The following is a 17,149-nucleotide window of genomic DNA, read 5'->3' on the forward strand; positions in this document are numbered from 1 at the left end:
AAACGCCCGGTTACATTCCGAACCCGGAAGCTAAGCCTTACAGCGCCGATGGTACTGCAGGGGGGACCCTGTGGGAGAGTAGGACACCGCCGAACAAAAATTGAGAAAACCCCCGGCCGGGGATACCGGTTCGGGGGTTTTCTGCATTTCAGGACCCTTTCCGAGCCGTCTAGGCTCGTACTCATGCGCTATGACCTCGTCATCTTCGACAACGACGGCGTGCTCGTGGACAGCGAGCCGATTTCCAACAAGTTGCTCGCCGCCTATCTCACCGAGCTCGGGCACCCGACCTCGTACGAGGACTCGCTTCGCGACTACATGGGCGCCGCCATGCATCGCATACACGATCTTGTGCTGGAGCGGACCGGTCAGCGGTTGCCCGAGGACTTCGACGAGGTCTTCCATGAGCGGGTATTCGCCGCATTCGAGCGGGAGTTGGGCCCCGTGGCCGGGGCTGTGGAGGTGCTGGAGAAGCTGGCTGCGGACGGGGTTGCGTACTGCGTGGCGTCCTCCGGGAGCCATGAGCGGATTCGGGTGGGACACCGGGCTACCGGGCTGGAGCAGTGGTTCGAGGACGCACGGATCTTCAGTTCGCAGGATGTGGGACGGGGGAAGCCGGCGCCGGACCTGTTTCTGTACGCGGCCGAGCGGATGGGGGTCCGGCCGGAGCGTTGTGTGGTCGTCGAGGACAGTCCGCTCGGGGTGCGGGCGGCCGTCGCAGCGGGCATGGACGTGTACGGGTTCACGGCGATGACGCCCGCCGAGCGGCTCGCGGGAGCCACGGGGCTCTTCGGCGCGATGCAGGAGTTGCCCACGCTCCTCACCTGAGGCCCTCTCCGGAAGATGAACAAAATTCATCTTCCAATCTGTCTACCCACGAGTAAGCCGCGCCCGTACGCTGATCGGCCATGACAGATGTGCTGCGGCGTGGCCGGGCCTCGTTGGCGTTCAGCTTCTTCGCTCAGGGTGTGGCCTTTGCGCTGCTGGTGACGCGGATTCCCGCGATCCAGGACCAGTACGGGATATCCGACGCCCTGCTGCCCGCCTTTCTCGCCGCTGTGCCGGTCCTCGCCGGCGTCGGGAGTGTCGGCACGGAGTTGCTGGTCAAGCGGCTTAGGCCCAGTCACGTACTGCGCTGGTCGCAGCCCGTCGTACTGCTCGCGCTGCTCGGTGTCGGGGCCGGCGACGGGCTGTGGGAGATCGGTCTTTCGCTGGCGGCGTTCGGGCTGGCCGTCGGTGCGCTCGACGCGTCCATGAACATGCTCGGGGTCAGCCTTCAGCACGCGTACGGGCGCAGCATCATGCTCGGCTTTCACGCGGTGTACAGCCTGGGCGGGATCGTGGGGGCCTCGCTCGCGTGGGTGGGGGCGCACTGGGATCTGCACCTGTTCGTGTCGTATCTGCCGGTCGTCGTGGTGCTGCTGCCCGCCGCGTTGGTGGGGAGTCGGTGGTACGTCGACGGGGGCAGGCCCGGCGAGGAGAGCGAGGAGAAGCCGAAGGACGCGGGTGGGCAACCCGTCGCCTTCAAGCTGCTGTTGCCGCTGTGTCTGGTGATGACCTTCGCGTACATCGGGGACTCGACGGTCTCCAACTGGAGTGCCAAGTATCTGCAGGACGTGCTGGGCAGTTCGGAGCAGTTGGCGACCGTGCCGTACAACGTCTACATGGTCACGACGCTGCTCGGGCGGGCTATCGGGGACTTCGGGGTGCGGCGGTTCGGGGCCGTGACGGTCGTACGGCTGGGGTCGATCATTGCGGCCGTGGGGTTCGCGGTGGTGGCGGTGGCGCCGGGGGCGTGGGTCGGGATGCTCGGCTTTACGTTGCTGGGGCTCGGGTTGTGTGTGCTCGTACCGCAGACCTTCGCGGCGGCAGGTCGGCTTTTTCCGGGTGCGGCGGATGCTGCCATCGCGCGGCTGAATATCTTCAACTATGTAGGGTTCTTGATCGGTTCGCCCCTCGTGGGGGCCTTGGGCGATGCGTGGACGTACCGGGGGGCGATGCTTGTGCCGATGGTGTTGGTGCTGGTGACACTTCTGTACGCCCGTTCGTTCGCTCCTCAACCGGACCGATACGGTGACGGGCATGAGCGGCCGCGCACAGCTGATGTGGGACGAGGCAGTAACGGGCTATGACTTCGGTCCGGATCACCCGATGGATCCGGTCCGGCTGGCGTTGACCCGTCGACTGGTCGATGCCTTTGGGCTCGATCGTGAGATGGACGTGGTCGCGGCGAAGGCGGCCGGGGAGTCGACGTTGCGGCTCGTGCATCGCGCGGACTACGTCGAGGCGGTCAAGGCCGCTTCCGTGAACCCTCGGGCGGCGGACATGTCGTACGGGCTGGGAACCATGGACGATCCCGCCTTCGCCGGGATGCACGAGGTGTCCGCGCTGATCGCCGGGCAGTCGGTGGGCGCGGCCGAGGCAGTGTGGCGCGGGGAGGTCTCGCACGCGGTGAACTTCGCGGGCGGGCTGCATCACGCGATGCCCGGCGGGGCGTCGGGGTTCTGCATCTACAACGACGCGTCGCTGGCGATCGCGCGGCTGCTGGAGCTGGGGGCGGAGCGGGTCGCGTACATCGATGTGGACGTGCATCACGGCGACGGGGTGCAGGCCGCGTTCTGGGAGGACCCGCGGGTGCTCACGATCTCCTTGCACGAGCACCCTCGGACGTTGTTCCCGCAGACCGGGTGGCCGGAGGAGACGGGAGCGGACTCCGCGGAGGGCTCCGCCGTGAACGTGGCGTTGCCGGCCGGGACCGGGGACGCGGGGTGGCTGCGGGCCTTCCACTCCGTGGTGCCGGAGCTGATCGCGGACTTCCGGCCCCAGGTGCTGGTGACCCAGCACGGCGCCGATACGCACTTCGAGGATCCGCTGGCTCATCTGGCCGTCTCGCTGGATGCGCAGCGGGCGGTGCAGGTCGCCTGCCATGAGCTGGCGCATGAGTACGCCGAGGGGCGGTGGATCGCTCTCGGTGGCGGCGGGTACGCGGTGGTGGATGTCGTGCCCCGGTCCTGGACGCACCTTGTCGCCATCGCCGCCGGGCGGGAGATCGCGCCGGAGGCGGAGATCCCTGAGGAATGGCGGCAGGAAGTCTTCGCTCGTACGCGGCAGTTGGCGCCGGCACGGATGACGGATGGGCGGTGGCCGGTGGCCTGGAGGTCGTGGGAGGACGGGTACGATCCGGCCGACCGGCTCGACCAGGCGATCGTCGCGGCTCGGCGGGCCGTGTTCCCGCTGCGGGGGTTGCTGGCGTAGCCGCTTGCCTCCAGCGGTGCGGACGGCCGTGTAGCGCCTTGTACTCCGACCGTGCGGGCTTTTCCCTGTTCTGGGCGTGCGCCAGTGGCACATGCGCCAGCATCGCTGTGTGTTGAGTGCTGGAGCGTTGCGTGCGCATCTGCTGGCGGCGCGGTTGGCCGGGCCTGTGGCGACCTCGCGGGAGCAGAGTCTGCGGAGTTATCGGCTCTTCGCGGCCCGCGATCCTCGCGTGATGATCGGGCTTGACCCTGAATGGACGTGGAAACAACCGGATTTGGTCGCTTTGATGGCGGACAAGTGCGGAGTCTCAGCCGATCCACGGCATACATCGGGCCATGATGTGATCGATCCGGAGCGGACGTTGGCTGCTCTTGATGCCTTCGCGGAGCGGCTCCAGGTGGCGGCCCGTAACCGTTCCCCGGTGCTCCTGGGCACCGGCCACCCGCACCGACTGCTCGGTTTCTACGCCGCTCTCGCGGACGCCCTGTCGGCGGCGGGATGTGCCGTGCTCACCCCCGCGCAGGGTAGCTCTGTCGACATAACGACCCGGTTCGGTCTACGCACGCACAACCTTGACTACGTACAAGGTGTCGCGCTGGTGCGCGAACCAGGGGCCCGGGCCACGGAATGTGAGCCCGGCGCACACTCGCATTCCCCGCTCCCGGTTCGACTCGCGCTGGCCGCCGCTGCGGAGGCCGGCGGCCCTCTCCCGGAACTGGTGATCGGAGACCATGGCTGGGTCTGCGGTGCAGGTCAGCTGGGGTTCGAGGCCATGGGTCTTGGGGATACGGACGATCCGGCGCTGTTCGTCGGGGAGGCGGAGGGGCGGGTGTCCGTCGCCGTTCCGCTTGATGACGCTGTGCGGTCTGCTTACTACCGACCGCTTACTCGCTATGTACTCAATCGAGCGTGTCTGTCACAGTAGGCGCCTGATGGCATCCCCTCTTCCCCACTCGCATCACCCGCCCCTACATTGGGGAGTGAGCACGCAACGACGAAGTGTCACCGGAAGGGGAAGCCGGTGACCGTCGAGTGCGGAAGGTTCAGGTGTGTCATGGCTGCTGGCGAGAGGCCTCTGAACGAGGTTCAGTTCCTAACCGTGGCGGAAGTCGCCTCGGTGATGCGAGTGTCGAAGATGACCGTGTACCGGCTGGTGCACAGCGGTCATCTGCCCGCGATCCGGGTCGGGAGGTCATTCCGAGTCCCGGAGCAAGCGGTTCACGAGTACCTTCGCGAGTCCTACGTGGGGGTGGAAACCGCCTGACGGCGACTCCGGTGGATGCCGGTGACGGCCCTCGCGGTCGTCCCCGGTTTCCCCCCGGATCACCTCGATTACAAGCTCGGAGCTCTGTCGGGGTAGGCTGGCCCCCCGTAGGTCGTGTGGGCCCCAATGCAGCCCCGCACCGAGTGATTGTCCCCGCTGCTGCGGGGGTTGTCCGAGAAGTGAGCGAGGGTAGTCGTGGGCTCTGTTATCAAGAAGCGGCGTAAGCGGATGGCTAAGAAGAAGCACCGCAAGCTGCTCAAGCGCACGCGCGTTCAGCGTCGCAACAAGAAGTAGGCAGCAGGTCGTAGGGCCATGAACCCGCCCCGGCGGATCCGCCCTCACGGCCGTGCCCACGGTGTTGCGCGCCGCTGCGACAAGCAGGCGCTCTGTGGCCTCCCACCTGTTGGTGGGAGGCCACAGCCATACCCGGTTGGCGCGGTCTGGTCGTACGACGTTGGCTTGGTCTGGTCGTACGTCCGCGTTCCGTCGTGACTTCGTGCATCGAGTGGTCACCACAGCGCAACATCGACCCGCTAACGTGGGCCGCCACGGGGAACGCGGCAGAGTACGAGCAGGAAGCCACCTAGGGCTGGAAGGAAGGCGCTGATCTTGGGGAAGGTCGTGCTCGTAACCGGAGTGGCCCGGCAGCTCGGGGGCCGTTTCGTACGGCGGATCCAGCGTGACCCCGATGTGGACCGGGTGGTCGCCGTGGACGCGATCCCGCCCGAACACCACCTGGGCGGAGCCGATTTCGTGCGGGCCGACATAAGGCAGCCCACGATCGCCCGCCTGCTCGCCGAGTACTCCGTCGACACGGTCGTGCACATGGACGTCACGGGCACTCCGTTGGGCAGCGGCAGCCGGACCTCGGTCAAGGAGACCAACGTCATCGGCACCATGCAGCTCCTTGGCGCCTGCCAGAAGTCCCCGGCGGTCAAGCGGCTGGTCGTGAAGTCCAGTACGAACGTGTACGGGTCGGCGCCCCGCGATCCGGCCGTGTTCACCGAGACGACGCCACCCAAGTCGCTGCCCAGCGGTGGCTTCGCGAAGGACACGGTGGAGGTCGAGGGGTACGTACGCGGCTTCGCGCGGCGCCGGCCCGATGTGGCCGTGTGCGTGCTGAGGTTCGCGAACATCCTCGGGCCGAGCGCGGATTCGCCGCTCGCCGCGTACTTCTCGCTGCCCGTGCTGCCGACCGTGTTCGGCTACGACCCGCGGCTGCAGTTCGTCCACGAGGACGATGTGATCGACGTGCTGCGGATCGCCTCGCACGAGCCGGAGCGCGGGACGCTCAACAGTGGGACGTTCAACATCGCCGGCGACGGGGTCCTGCTGCTTTCGCAGTGCGCGCGCAGGCTCGGCCGGCCCACGGTGCCGCTGCTGCTGCCCGCGGTCAGCTGGGTGGGCACGGCGGTGCGTACGCTGGGTATGACGGATTTCTCGCCCGAGCAGCTGCGGCTGCTCACCCATGGCCGGGTCGTGGCGACCAAGCAGATGCGCGAGACACTGGGCTTCCGGCCGAAGTACACGACCGCGGAGACCTTCGCGGACTTCGCGCGCAGCCGCGGACCCGGACTCCTGCCGCCGGAGGCCCTTGCGGGGGCCGTCGACCGGATCGCCGGACTGTCCCTCCTGGGCGGTGGCCACCCCCCGACGCAGAGCGCCAACTGAGGAGCGCATCAACGATGGCGGACGCCAAGGTCATTCCGTTCGACGACGACCGCTCCCGTGGGAGCGCCGCGCACAGGCCGCCGCGGCGCCGCGGTGCGGCGAGCCGGCTCAAGGGCGAGCCCGCGGGGGTACGTGAGGTCCAGCCCCTGCCTGGCCGAACGATTCTGCAGGATGATGTTCCTGTGACAGATGTGCCGGTGACGCACGAGGAACCGACGTCCCCGCCGGAGCGGCAGGGCGGCGGCTGGGATCAGCGCGTCGCGAGTGGTCTGGCCTTCCTGCGGCGGCGGCTGACGGGCGACTACGAGGTCGACGACTTCGGTTACGACCAGGAGCTCACCGACCAGGTCCTGATGTCGATGCTGCGGCCGGTCTACGAGAAGTACTTCCGCGTCGAGGTGAAAGGCATCGAGAACATCCCGTCCGAGGGCGGGGCGCTGATCGTCTCCAACCACTCCGGGACGCTGCCGCTGGACGGCCTGATGATGCAGGTCGCGGTGCACGACAACCACCCCGACGGCCGCCATCTCCGCCTGCTGGCCGCGGACCTGGTGTTCATGCTGCCGGTGGTCAACGAGCTGGCCCGCAAGGCAGGTCACACGCTCGCGTGCGCGGAGGACGCGGAGCGGCTGCTGCAGCGCGGCGAGCTGGTCGGCGTGATGCCGGAGGGCTTCAAGGGCATCGGCAAACCGTTCGGCGACCGCTACAAACTCCAGCGCTTCGGCCGCGGCGGCTTTGTGTCGACGGCCCTGCGCCAGGGCACGCCGATCATCCCCTGCTCGATCGTCGGAGCGGAGGAGATCTACCCGATGATCGGCAACGCCAAGACGCTCGCTCGCCTGCTCGGTTTCCCGTACTTCCCGATCACGCCGACGTTTCCGTGGCTGGGCCCGTTGGGTGCTGTGCCGCTTCCGACGAAGTGGACGATTCAGTTCGGGGAGCCGATCCCGACGGATGGTTATCCGCCGGAGGCTGCTGAGGATCCGATGCTGATGTTCAACCTGACGGATCAGGTGAGGGAGCAGATCCAGCACACGCTCTACAAGTTGTTGGTGCAGCGGAGGTCGGTTTTCTTCTGAGCGCTGCCGAAGAAGCCTGCATACGTCGGTGGGGGCGCCCTCTTCGAAGAGGGCGCCCCCACCGACGTATGCAGCAGAAACCTAGTTCCTGTCCTCGTTCTCGACGCCCACTCCCGGGAGAAGGCCCGGGAGCAGGGGTGGGACGGTGACGTCGGGATCGGTCGGCGTGGTGGGCTCGCTGGACGGGGTCGTACTGGTGTCGTCCTTGGGTGGTTCCAGGAGGCCACCCGTGTTGCCGCCGAGCAGGCCCTCGTCCTGAGTGCCGGAGGTGGACGGCTTGGGGTTGCCGCTGCTGGAGTCGTTGCCGTCGGGGGAGTCGCCGGTGGCGCTGGGGGCGGTCGGGCGGTCCGTGCCGGAGGAGCCGGTGGAGGACTGGCCGGAGTCCGGCCGACGGCTTGTGCCGTCCCGCGAGGGGGGCTCCGGCAGCAGCGAGCGCAGCGGATCGACCTCTTCGTCTATGGCGTCGAAGACCGAGCTGACCTGCCGGCTGACATCGCCGAGCTGCGCGGGCAGCCGGTCGCTCAGCGCGCCCCACGCGTCGCGGTGCGACTGGGAGAAGGCCGAGAGAGTCTGGATGGGGCCCAGGGAGTCGGGGTCGCGCTCGTACGCCTCGTGCAGCAGCCTGTGGCCTTCCGAGGCGTCGTGCCGCATGCCGGACAGCGCACGGCGGATCTCGCCCATGGACTCGTGGTCGAGGGGCCCGGAGCGGTCGCGCTCGATCAGCCGACGCGCCTCGCTCAGCCGCGTGGAGGCCTGGTCGAGGTAGAGTCGGCCGCGGTCGCTGTCGCCGTCGGCCATGCCTCGCTTGAGGTCCTCCATGCTGCGCTTGAGCCCGTAGAGCGAGTCACCGGGCAGGGCGTCGGAACTGGCGGCGGCGACGCCGCTGAACGCTCCCGCCGCCACACCCACGGTGAGTCCGCCCGCGGCGAGCCCCTTGGACAGCCGGGACCTCGGGAAACGCGGTCGCAGCTTCCCAAGGCCGGTCGCCCGATGAGCACCCCGCCCTCGGCGCGACCTCTGCCCGGGCACGGAGGGTTCCACCGCGTCGCCCGCCGCGGCCGTTCCCTCCTGCAGCATGGCCTCCATCGCGGCCACCAGCTGGGCCCGCTGAACGACCTTGACCTCGGGGTCCAGCGCCGGCTTGGGCAGCTCGCCGAGACCGGTCGCCAGGGACAGCATCCGGCTCCGCTCGGACCGACCGGACTGGCCGGACTGGTCCGTGGGTTCCGGCGCCGGACCTTCGGACTGCTCGGCCGCCGAGCCCCGGTCGGACTGCTCCTCCAAGTCCTGGGCGAAGGCGTTCGCCCGCCGGTGTGCCGATACGTTCGCGATCACTGGCGGCACCTCCTCTCGTCATGACGGTCGACTCCCCAGGGGGTCCTGAGGGTTGCACTCTCTGATCAGTTCCACACGATCGGGTGATCGGGGACGGCCAGAGGTGACCACAGGGAGCCTGTATCCCGCACAACGAGCCGCTCGGCGCTTGGGTTACGGACGACGGATGATCGGACCGCGGAGCCAACGGGCGGCGACAAAGGGTGAGTTGAGCGTCGCTGAGGGTGAGGGGGTGCACGGGGTGGGTGAGAGTGCGCTTACGGTTCTCAGCGGGCGTCGTCGGGCAGGAGCCGGGCCAGCGTGCGCACGGCCCGGTACTGGAGGGTCTTGATCGCGCCCTCGTTCTTGCCCATCACGCGGGCGGTCTCGGCGACCGAGAGGCCCTGGAGGAAGCGCAGGGTCACGCACTCCTGCTGCTGTGGGTTGAGGCGGCGTACGGCGTCCAGGAGTGCCGCGTTCGACAGGGACTCCAGGACGGAGTCCTCGGGGGAGCGTGCGACCTCGTTGGCGTCGAGCATCTCGCCGGTGGTCACTTCCAGGCGGAAGCGGCTCGACTTGAAGTGGTCGGCGACGAGGTTGCGGGCGATCGTGACCAGCCAGGCGCCGAAGTCGCGGCCCTGCCAGGTGAAGGTGCCGATGCGGCGCAGGGCCCGCAGGAAGGTCTCGCTCGTGAGGTCCTCCGCTGTCGCCTTGCTCCCCACGCGGTAGTAGATGTAGCGGTACACGGTGTCGCTGTACTGGTCGTAGAGGCGCCCGAAGGCCTCGGCCTCGCCGTCCTGGGCGCGCTCCACGAGATCCAGCATCCGGGCGCTGTCACTGTCCGCGGCCGGGCGGCGGGCGGTGGTGGCCGACGCACTCGTACGGCCCCGTCTGCCGACAGCCCGTCCGTCACCAGGCCCCCGCCCCTCAACGACGGCGCTTCGCGCCGGCCCTCGCTCGATGCCGTCGGCCAGTGCATAGCACGGGCCGACGGGCGCGGCGGAGACAGCGAGGGCGGGGACGGCGTACGCGGTGGGGACGAAACCGCGCAGGTGGTCGAGGACCGCCGCGCGGAGCGTAGCCAGGCCCGAGGCGTCAACCCCGACGTGTGGGTACACGGGACTCCCAGAGGCAGAGCTTCCATCACGTGCAGTACCGGAACATTCACTCGTCGTAGCGACGTGTGAGGTCCGTCATGCGTCTGAGGAGAATAACGCTTCGTACAGGCAGCACTACGCCCAGTTGCTCAAATCATCGAATACGTCGCTTCTGTTACGCATTGGCGGCTGATCAAGTGCCACACGGTGACCGGTAGTTGATCGAATCGCTTCGCATTCCGGCCGGGCCCGGGGCGTGTTGTGGCCGTCTGTCGCCAACGGGACTGGCGGGGGCGGTGTGCGGGTAGGACAGCAGAATTGCCCGCGTGTTCGTACACGCGGGCACTCTTCGACGGTGGTGCCGGTGTCAGCGGCGGCGGCGGTGCAGGGCGATCGCGGCTGCCGTGCCGCCCGCCACCGCACCGACGCCGGCTGCCGCGGGGATGCCGACCTTCGCCGCCTTGCGGCCCGTGCGGTAGTCGCGCAGGCGCCAGTCGAGGGTGCGGGCGTGCTTGCGGAGCTTGGTGTCGGGGTTGATCGCGTACGGATGCCCGACGAGCGAGAGCATCGGGATGTCGTTGTGCGAGTCGCTGTACGCGGCGCAGCGGCCCAGGTCCAGGCCCTCCGCCGCCGCCAGGGCCCGTACCGCCTCCGCCTTCGCGGGGCCGTGCAGAGGTTCGCCGACGAGCTTGCCGGTATAGACGCCGTCGACCGACTCGGCGACCGTGCCCAGGGCTCCGGTCAGGCCGAGGCGCCGGGCGATCACCGTGGCGATCTCGACCGGGGCGGCCGTGACGAGCCACACCTTCTGGCCCGCGTCGAGGTGGGCCTCGGCGAGGGCGCGGGTGCCGGGCCAGATGCGCTCGGCCATGTACTCGTCGTAGATCTCCTCGCCGATCGACATCAGCTCGGAGACGCGGTGGCCCTTCACGATGGACAGCGCGGAATCGCGCGCGTCCTGCATGTGCTCGGGGTCCTCGACACCGGCCAGCCGGAACCAGGCCTGCTGCCAGGCGAATCGGTAGAGGTCGCGGGTCTCGAAGAACTTCCGCTTGTAGAGGCCGCGGCCGAAGTGGAACAGCGCGGCGCCCTGCATCACGGTGTTGTCGAGGTCGAAGAAGGCGGCGGCCTTGTCGTCGCCGAGGACCGGGAACTCCGGTTCCTCTGCGGCGGTTTCGGGCGTGGCTTCGTGCGCGAGTTCCTCCAGTTCCTGGGAGGACTTGCGCGCTGCCTCCGCCGAGGCCTCGCCTGCCAACACGCTCCGCGCCGTGGCGGAGCGCCTACGGGGAGTGAGCCATCCGAAAGCGGCCATGGCGTGAGCATAGCCAGTCAGTGCGTTACTTCCGGAGTCGGGAGGTTTGAAGGGTGTGAACTCTCCGCGACCGTGTCGTTACGGCTGCGGGCCGCATCTGACTGTTCGTGCCCAGGTGGTGGCGTCGGATGCGTGAAGAACCCGTACCCGACGGGGTGTGGCCGTGGGGGGAGAATGGCTCGTATGAGTCCCATCTTTCGGCGTACTGACCGCCGTGCGGAGAAGAAGGCGCCGCCTGAGCGGCTGGTCACGCTGATCGGGAAGCCCGACTGTCATCTGTGCGAGGACGCGGAGGTCGTCGTCGAGAAGGTGTGCCGGGAACTCGGCGTGCCTTGGGAGAAGAAGGACATCACGCGGGACGAGGAGCTGTATCGCGCGTACTGGGAGCAGATCCCGGTGGTGCTTGTGGACGGTGCGCAGCACACGTTCTGGCGGGTGAACGAGGAGCGGCTGCGGAGGGCCCTCGCGGAGTGACGGCGTGCGCAACCGCGCACGTTGGCGGGCGCAACCGAGTCGCGAGGGCATGCGCAAAGGGCTGCGGAGGCGTGCGTAACCGAACCGTGGCCCGTCCGGGCACTCCAAGTGGCTCGCAAAGTCACTTAGGATCGGGGGCGGTTTGGCCTCGGGGGCGGGGAGCGTAGAGGAGTGTGTACGGCTTTGCCCCCATCAAGCAGGGAACGAAGGTGCCTTTGCGCCGGTTCCATACACATGTGGCGGAGTCGCGTGACCCCGGTCACGTTGGGCGGGCAAATCGGACACCATCTTTGTGCATGCATTCACAAAGACATAGCCTGCTGTCGACGGGGCGGTCGGACGTGTGACCGCCTGCAGCCCCGCTCTACCCGCAGGAGCACCGTGGCAACTGGCCGAACTCACCGACCGGCGACCCGCAGCCGAGGGATTCCCGAGGCCACCGTCGCCAGGCTTCCGCTGTACCTCCGTGCCCTGACCGCACTGTCGGAGCGCTCGGTACCCACGGTCTCCTCCGAGGAGCTCGCGGCCGCCGCGGGGGTCAACTCCGCGAAGTTGCGCAAGGACTTCTCGTACCTCGGGTCGTACGGGACGCGCGGTGTGGGTTACGACGTCGAGTACCTCGTCTACCAGATCTCCCGCGAGCTGGGTCTCACCCAGGACTGGCCGGTTGTGATCGTCGGTATCGGTAACCTCGGCGCGGCGCTGGCCAATTACGGTGGGTTCGCCTCGCGCGGCTTCAGGGTTGCCGCTCTCATCGACGCCGATCCCGCGATGGCCGGGAAGCCCGTTGCCGGAATCCCCGTGCAGCACACCGACGACCTCGAGAAGATCATCAAGGACAACGGTGTGTCGATCGGTGTGATCGCCACCCCCGCCGGCGCCGCCCAGCAGGTCTGTGACCGGCTGGTCGCCGCGGGGGTGACTTCCATCCTGAACTTCGCGCCGACCGTGCTCGCCGTGCCGGACGGCGTCGACGTACGCAAGGTCGATCTCTCCATCGAGCTGCAGATCCTCGCCTTCCACGAGCAGCGCAAGGCCGGCGAGGAGGCCGAGGCACTGATCGAGGCCGAAGCCGAGGCCGCGGCGGCGAAGGAGACAAGGAAAGGGCCGGACGGGGATGTCCCCGCCGTGATGCCGGCATGAGTCTTCTCGTCGTCGGGCTGAGCCACCGCAGCGCTCCGGTCAGCGTGCTGGAGCGGGCCGCGCTGTCCGCGGACGCGCAGGTCAAGCTCCTCCAGGACACCATCGCCGCCGAGCCGGCCACCGAGGCCGCGGTGCTCGCCACCTGCAACCGGATCGAGCTGTACGCCGACGTGGACAAGTTCCACGCGGGCGTCGCCGAACTCTCCACACTGCTCGCGCAGCACAGCGGCGTCGGGCTCGAGGAGCTCACGCCTTATCTGTACGTGCACTACGAGGACCGGGCGGTTCACCACCTGTTCTCCGTGGCCTGTGGTCTGGACTCGATGGTGATCGGCGAGGGCCAGATCCTCGGCCAGATCAAGGACGCGCTCGCCACCTCGCAGGAGCTGCACACGGCGGGGCGGCTGATGAACGACCTGTTCCAGCAGGCGCTCAGGGTCGGCAAGCGCGCCCACTCCGAGACCGGCATAGACCGGGCGGGGCAGTCCCTGGTGACGTTCGGCCTGGAGCAGTTGACCTCGGGGGCGGACGTCCCGGGCTGGGCCGACGGCAAGCGGGCCCTCGTGATCGGTGCGGGCTCCATGTCCTCGCTGGCCGCGGCGACGCTCGCGCGTGCCGGGGTGGCCGAGGTGGTCATCGCCAACCGCACGCTGGACCGGGCCGAGCGCCTCGCCGAGATCCTGATGGAGGGCGGCGATACGGACGTGGCGGCCCGCGCGGTACCGATGGAAGAGGTGCCGGCCGAGCTGACACGTGCCGATGTAGCGGTGTCCTGTACGGGTGCGACAGGTCTTGTCCTGACGGCCGAGGCGGTCGCCGCGGCGGTCGAGGGCCGTACGGGGGCGCCCGCCGAGGAGCGCACGGCCACCCCCCGTGTCGTACGCGGGGACCTGCCGCCCACCAGCGTCGGCACCGACGACGGCTGCCCGCTGGACGTGTCGGCCGTGCAGGGCGCCACCGGCTTCTCCGTCATGGGGGAGGCCGCGGTGGCGGGCCTGGACGCGGCGGCCCTGGAGCAGCACGCGGCCTGGGTGGACAACGCGACGGTCGATCGGCGCCGTACGCACGATGCTCGCTCGGGCGCTCGTACGCCCGAGTCCGACGCCGAGGTCATCGCCGCGCTGGCCGCGACCGCGGCCGCCATCGGGCGGGTGCCCGAGCGTCGTAAGCCCGAGCCCGTCGTCGAGGCCCCGCGCCCGGCGCCCGTGCTCTCGCTGCTCGACCTCGCCATGCCGCGCGACATCGACGCTGCCGCGCACCGGCTGCTCGGCGTGCGCCTCGTGGACATCGAGTCGCTGGCCGAGGCCTCCGCGGACGTGCCGATGGCGGCGGACGTGGACATGGTGCGGCGGATCGTGTCCGACGAGGTCGCCGCCTTCGGGGCCGCACAACGGGCCGCGCACATCACACCCACCGTCGTCGCGCTGCGCACCATGGCCGCCGATGTCGTCGCGAGCGAGATCGCGCGGCTCGACGGGCGGCTGCCCGGGCTCGACGAGAAGGAGCGGGGCGAGATCACCCAGACCGTGCGGCGCGTGGTGGACAAGTTGCTGCACGCGCCGACCGTGCGGGTCAAGCAGCTCGCGGCCGAGCCCGGCGGCGCCGGGTACGCGGACGCACTGCGGACCCTGTTCGACCTGGACCCGGAGACGGTCGCCTCCGTCTCGCGGGCCACCGATGACATCAGCACCGAGAACGCCAAGAACCGAGGGCGAGCATGACTGAGCGGCGAACGGGGCCGGAAAGCGGCCCCCTGAGGCTGGGGACACGGCGCAGCAAGCTCGCCATGGCCCAGTCCGGGCAGGTGGCTAACGCCGTGAGCCGGGTGACCGGGCGGTCCGTGGAGCTCGTCGAGATCACCACGTACGGCGATGTCTCGCGCGAGAGTCTCGCGCAGATCGGCGGCACGGGCGTCTTTGTGACCGCGCTGCGCGAGGCGCTGCTGCGCGGCGAGATCGACTTCGCCGTGCACTCCCTCAAGGATCTGCCGACCGCGCAGCCCGACGACCTCGCACTGGCCGCGGTGCCGGTGCGTGAGGACGCGCGGGATGTGCTGGTCGCCCGTGACGGGCTGAAGTTCGCCGAGCTGCCGGACGGCGCTCGGGTGGGCACAGGTTCGCCGCGGCGCATGGCCCAGCTGAACGCGTACGCGCGCTGCCACGGGATGACGATCGAGACGGTCGCGATCCGGGGGAACGTCGACACCCGGATCGGGTACGTGCGCGACGGCCAACTGGATGCCGTCGTACTGGCCGCCGCCGGGCTCAACCGGATCGGCCGGACCGACGAAGTGACCGAGTTCCTCTCGGTCGACATGGTTTTGCCCGCCCCCGGCCAGGGGGCGCTCGCGATCGAATGCAGGGTGGGGCACACCCCCCAAGACACTGCGCTCCTCGCGGCGCTCGCCGCACTCGACGACCCGGTCACCCGGGCCGCCGTGACCGCCGAGCGGTCCCTGCTCGCCTCCCTGGAGGCCGGCTGCAGCGCACCTGTGGGCGCGTTGGCCGACCTTCCCCCGGTTCTCGACTCCGCTCGAGCCTGGGGGGACCCCCAGGCCGGCGGGCAGATTGTCAAGGAAATGCGCCTGCGCGGCGTCGTCGGCACGACCGACGGCTCGACGCTGGTGCAGTTGTCCACCACCGGTCCCGTGCCCGAGACGTACGACCAAGCAATGGCGCTCGGCCGTGAACTCGCCGCCGAGATGCTTGCCAAGGGCGCGGCCGGTCTGATGGGGGAGCGAGTACATTGAGCCCCACCACCCTTCCCGCCGGTCTGGAACACGGCTCCGTCACCTTCCTCGGTGCCGGACCCGGAGATCCGGGACTGCTCACACTGCGCGCCGTTCAGGCGCTGGCGAACGCGGATGTCCTGATCGCCGAGCCCGAAGTGCTCGACGTCGTCCGTGCGCACGCCAGACAGGGCGTGACCGTGCTGGACACGGAATCGGGCCCGGACACGCCTCAGCTGACGGTTGTTGACGGCACGTCAACGACCGCTGGTGCCCCCGCGTCGAGGGACGCGGCCCATATTGTCATGGAGGCCGCACGCAGCGGCAGGCGGGTGGTACGTGCCGTCACCGGTGACCCCGGGCTCGACACCCACGCCGCCGAGGAGATGCTGGCCTGCGCCGCCGCGGGCGTGCCCTTCGAGGTCGTCCCCGGTATCGCCGCGGCTGTCGGAGTGCCCGCGTACGCGGGTGTTCCGCTGCGCGACGCACAGGGCGCGGACGTGCGGTTCGTGGACGCGGCCACGGCCTCGGAGCGGCTGTGGACCGAGGTCGGCGCGTCCGACGGGACCGTCGTCGTCTCCTCGACCCTCGACTCCGTCGGCGCCGCCGCGAGCGAGCTCGTGGCCGCCGGACGCAAGCCCGATACGCCGCTGACCGTCACCATCGCCGGTACGACCACCCGGCAGCGGACCTGGTGCGCGACGCTCGGCACGATCGCCCAGACGCTGAAGCAGGCGAAGGTGCTGCCCTCGCCGGAGGGCGGGCGGCCGGTGATAGCCGTGGTCGGTGAGCATTCCGCCGCTGCCCAGCGTGACCAGCTGTCGTGGTTCGAGTCCAAGCCGCTGTTCGGCTGGAAGGTTCTCGTGCCGCGTACGAAGGAGCAGGCGGCGTCGCTCTCCGACCAGTTGCGGTCCTACGGGGCTGTGCCGCACGAGGTGCCGACCATCGCCGTCGAGCCGCCGCGGACGCCTCAGCAGATGGAACGAGCGGTCAAGGGGCTGGTGACCGGGCGGTACGAGTGGATCGCCTTCACCTCGGTGAACGCGGTCAAGGCCGTACGGGAGAAGTTCGAGGAGTACGGGCTTGATGCGCGCGCCTTCGCGGGCATCAAGGTCGCTGCCGTGGGGGAGCAGACGGCGAAGGCGCTGGTCGCCTTCGGTGTGAAGCCGGACCTGGTGCCTTCCGGGGAGCAGTCGGCTGCGGGGCTTCTTGAGGACTGGCCTCCGTACGACCCTGTCTTCGACCCGATCGACCGGGTGTTCCTGCCGCGGGCCGACATCGCCACGGAGACGCTGGTGGCCGGGCTGATCGAGCTGGGCTGGGAGGTCGACGACGTCACGGCGTACCGGACGGTGCGGGCCTCGCCGCCGCCGGCCGAGACGCGGGAGGCGATCAAGGGGGGCGGGTTCGACGCGGTGCTGTTCACGTCGTCGTCGACGGTCCGGAACCTGGTCGGTATCGCGGGCAAGCCGCACAACGTGACGGTGATCGCGTGTATTGGCCCGGCCACGGCCAAGACGGCCGAGGAGCACGGGCTGCGGGTCGATGTGATGGCTCCGGAGCCGTCCGTTCACAAGCTGGCGGAGGCGCTCGCCGACTTCGGCTCGCGCCGGAGGGCTGCCGCGGTGGAGGCCGGGGGGCCGGTTACGCGGCCCAGCGAGCGGAGGCCGGGGTCGCGGCGGCGGCGGACCACCACGTAACCGCTCCGCGGGGCTGTATCCATGCGCGGCTGGTCGCGCCCACGCGGCGGAGCCGCACATTGATACAGCCCCGCGCCCCTGAAAGAGGCCTGCGGTCTCTTTCAGGGGCGAC

The 17,149-nt window shown here is 69.4% G+C and carries 16 protein-coding genes and 1 rRNA gene; 14 read left to right on the forward strand and 3 right to left on the reverse strand.

Going from position 1 to position 17,149, the window contains the following annotated elements; translation table 11 throughout:
• The 9 genes from rrf to ACFYO0_RS28580 all read left to right on the forward strand — a co-directional run.
• A 5S ribosomal RNA gene (gene rrf, locus ACFYO0_RS28540) occupies positions 1-95 on the forward strand; the annotation flags it as partial.
• 88 nt (positions 96-183) lie between these two features.
• On the forward strand, positions 184-828 hold the full coding sequence (locus ACFYO0_RS28545) for an HAD family hydrolase (RefSeq protein ID WP_388681626.1): 645 nt from the start codon (positions 184-186) through the stop codon (positions 826-828).
• A gap of 80 nt (positions 829-908) precedes the next feature.
• Positions 909-2,132 (forward strand): MFS transporter, encoded by a 1,224-nt coding sequence (locus ACFYO0_RS28550; protein ID WP_388681629.1) that lies wholly within the window; start codon positions 909-911, stop codon positions 2,130-2,132.
• Positions 2,083-3,255 (forward strand): acetoin utilization protein AcuC, encoded by a 1,173-nt coding sequence (locus ACFYO0_RS28555; protein WP_388681631.1) that lies wholly within the window; start codon positions 2,083-2,085, stop codon positions 3,253-3,255. The genes ACFYO0_RS28550 and ACFYO0_RS28555 overlap by 50 nt, the downstream gene beginning before the upstream one ends.
• A gap of 109 nt (positions 3,256-3,364) precedes the next feature.
• Positions 3,365-4,180 (forward strand): phosphatase, encoded by an 816-nt coding sequence (locus tag ACFYO0_RS28560; protein WP_388682250.1) that lies wholly within the window; start codon positions 3,365-3,367, stop codon positions 4,178-4,180.
• A gap of 129 nt (positions 4,181-4,309) precedes the next feature.
• Positions 4,310-4,519: a helix-turn-helix domain-containing protein gene (locus ACFYO0_RS28565; RefSeq protein WP_093781815.1), complete on the forward strand. Its 210-nt coding sequence runs from the start codon at positions 4,310-4,312 to the stop codon at positions 4,517-4,519.
• Between the two features lie 195 nt (positions 4,520-4,714).
• A complete protein-coding gene (locus ACFYO0_RS28570) occupies positions 4,715-4,813 on the forward strand; it encodes a 30S ribosomal protein bS22 (protein ID WP_003948845.1) in 99 nt (32 codons plus the stop codon).
• 315 nt (positions 4,814-5,128) lie between these two features.
• Positions 5,129-6,190, forward strand: coding sequence for an NAD-dependent epimerase/dehydratase family protein (locus ACFYO0_RS28575; RefSeq protein ID WP_388681634.1), 1,062 nt, complete (start codon positions 5,129-5,131; stop codon positions 6,188-6,190).
• 14 nt (positions 6,191-6,204) lie between these two features.
• Positions 6,205-7,269 carry a lysophospholipid acyltransferase family protein gene (locus tag ACFYO0_RS28580; protein ID WP_388681637.1) on the forward strand — a complete coding sequence of 355 codons (1,065 nt, stop codon included), beginning with the start codon at positions 6,205-6,207 and terminating at the stop codon, positions 7,267-7,269.
• A gap of 81 nt (positions 7,270-7,350) precedes the next feature.
• On the opposite strand, the gene ACFYO0_RS28585 is transcribed toward ACFYO0_RS28580, so the two are convergent.
• The 3 genes from ACFYO0_RS28585 to ACFYO0_RS28595 form a co-directional block, all read right to left on the reverse strand.
• Positions 7,351-8,604 carry a DUF5667 domain-containing protein gene (locus tag ACFYO0_RS28585; protein WP_388681640.1) on the reverse strand — a complete coding sequence of 418 codons (1,254 nt, stop codon included), beginning with the start codon at positions 8,602-8,604 and terminating at the stop codon, positions 7,351-7,353.
• 266 nt (positions 8,605-8,870) lie between these two features.
• On the reverse strand, positions 8,871-9,701 hold the full coding sequence (locus tag ACFYO0_RS28590; protein ID WP_388681642.1) for an ECF subfamily RNA polymerase sigma factor, BldN family: 831 nt from the start codon (positions 9,699-9,701) through the stop codon (positions 8,871-8,873).
• A 346-nt stretch (positions 9,702-10,047) separates the two neighbouring features.
• Positions 10,048-10,992 carry an HAD family hydrolase gene (locus tag ACFYO0_RS28595; protein WP_388681644.1) on the reverse strand — a complete coding sequence of 315 codons (945 nt, stop codon included), beginning with the start codon at positions 10,990-10,992 and terminating at the stop codon, positions 10,048-10,050.
• Positions 10,993-11,166: 174 nt separating this feature from the next.
• On the opposite strand from ACFYO0_RS28595, the gene ACFYO0_RS28600 reads away from it, so the two are divergent.
• From ACFYO0_RS28600 to ACFYO0_RS28620, 5 genes are all read left to right on the forward strand, one after another.
• On the forward strand, positions 11,167-11,466 hold the full coding sequence (locus tag ACFYO0_RS28600) for a glutaredoxin family protein (RefSeq protein WP_388681646.1): 300 nt from the start codon (positions 11,167-11,169) through the stop codon (positions 11,464-11,466).
• Positions 11,467-11,847: 381 nt separating this feature from the next.
• Positions 11,848-12,609, forward strand: coding sequence for a redox-sensing transcriptional repressor Rex (locus tag ACFYO0_RS28605; RefSeq protein WP_344391848.1), 762 nt, complete (start codon positions 11,848-11,850; stop codon positions 12,607-12,609).
• Complete coding sequence (locus ACFYO0_RS28610) at positions 12,606-14,330, forward strand: glutamyl-tRNA reductase (protein ID WP_388681651.1); 1,725 nt, start codon at positions 12,606-12,608, stop codon at positions 14,328-14,330. The genes ACFYO0_RS28605 and ACFYO0_RS28610 overlap by 4 nt, the downstream gene beginning before the upstream one ends.
• Positions 14,327-15,358: a hydroxymethylbilane synthase gene (gene hemC, locus ACFYO0_RS28615; RefSeq protein WP_388681653.1), complete on the forward strand. Its 1,032-nt coding sequence runs from the start codon at positions 14,327-14,329 to the stop codon at positions 15,356-15,358. The genes ACFYO0_RS28610 and hemC overlap by 4 nt, the downstream gene beginning before the upstream one ends.
• Positions 15,355-17,037, forward strand: coding sequence for a uroporphyrinogen-III synthase (locus tag ACFYO0_RS28620; RefSeq protein WP_388681656.1), 1,683 nt, complete (start codon positions 15,355-15,357; stop codon positions 17,035-17,037). Before hemC ends, ACFYO0_RS28620 begins: the two co-directional genes overlap by 4 nt.
• Positions 17,038-17,149: the final 112 nt, after the last annotated feature.

Origin of the sequence: Streptomyces sp. NPDC006365 (genome assembly GCF_042870755.1) — a bacterium.
Taxonomy (GTDB): Bacteria; Actinomycetota; Actinomycetes; order Streptomycetales; family Streptomycetaceae; genus Streptomyces; species Streptomyces xiangluensis.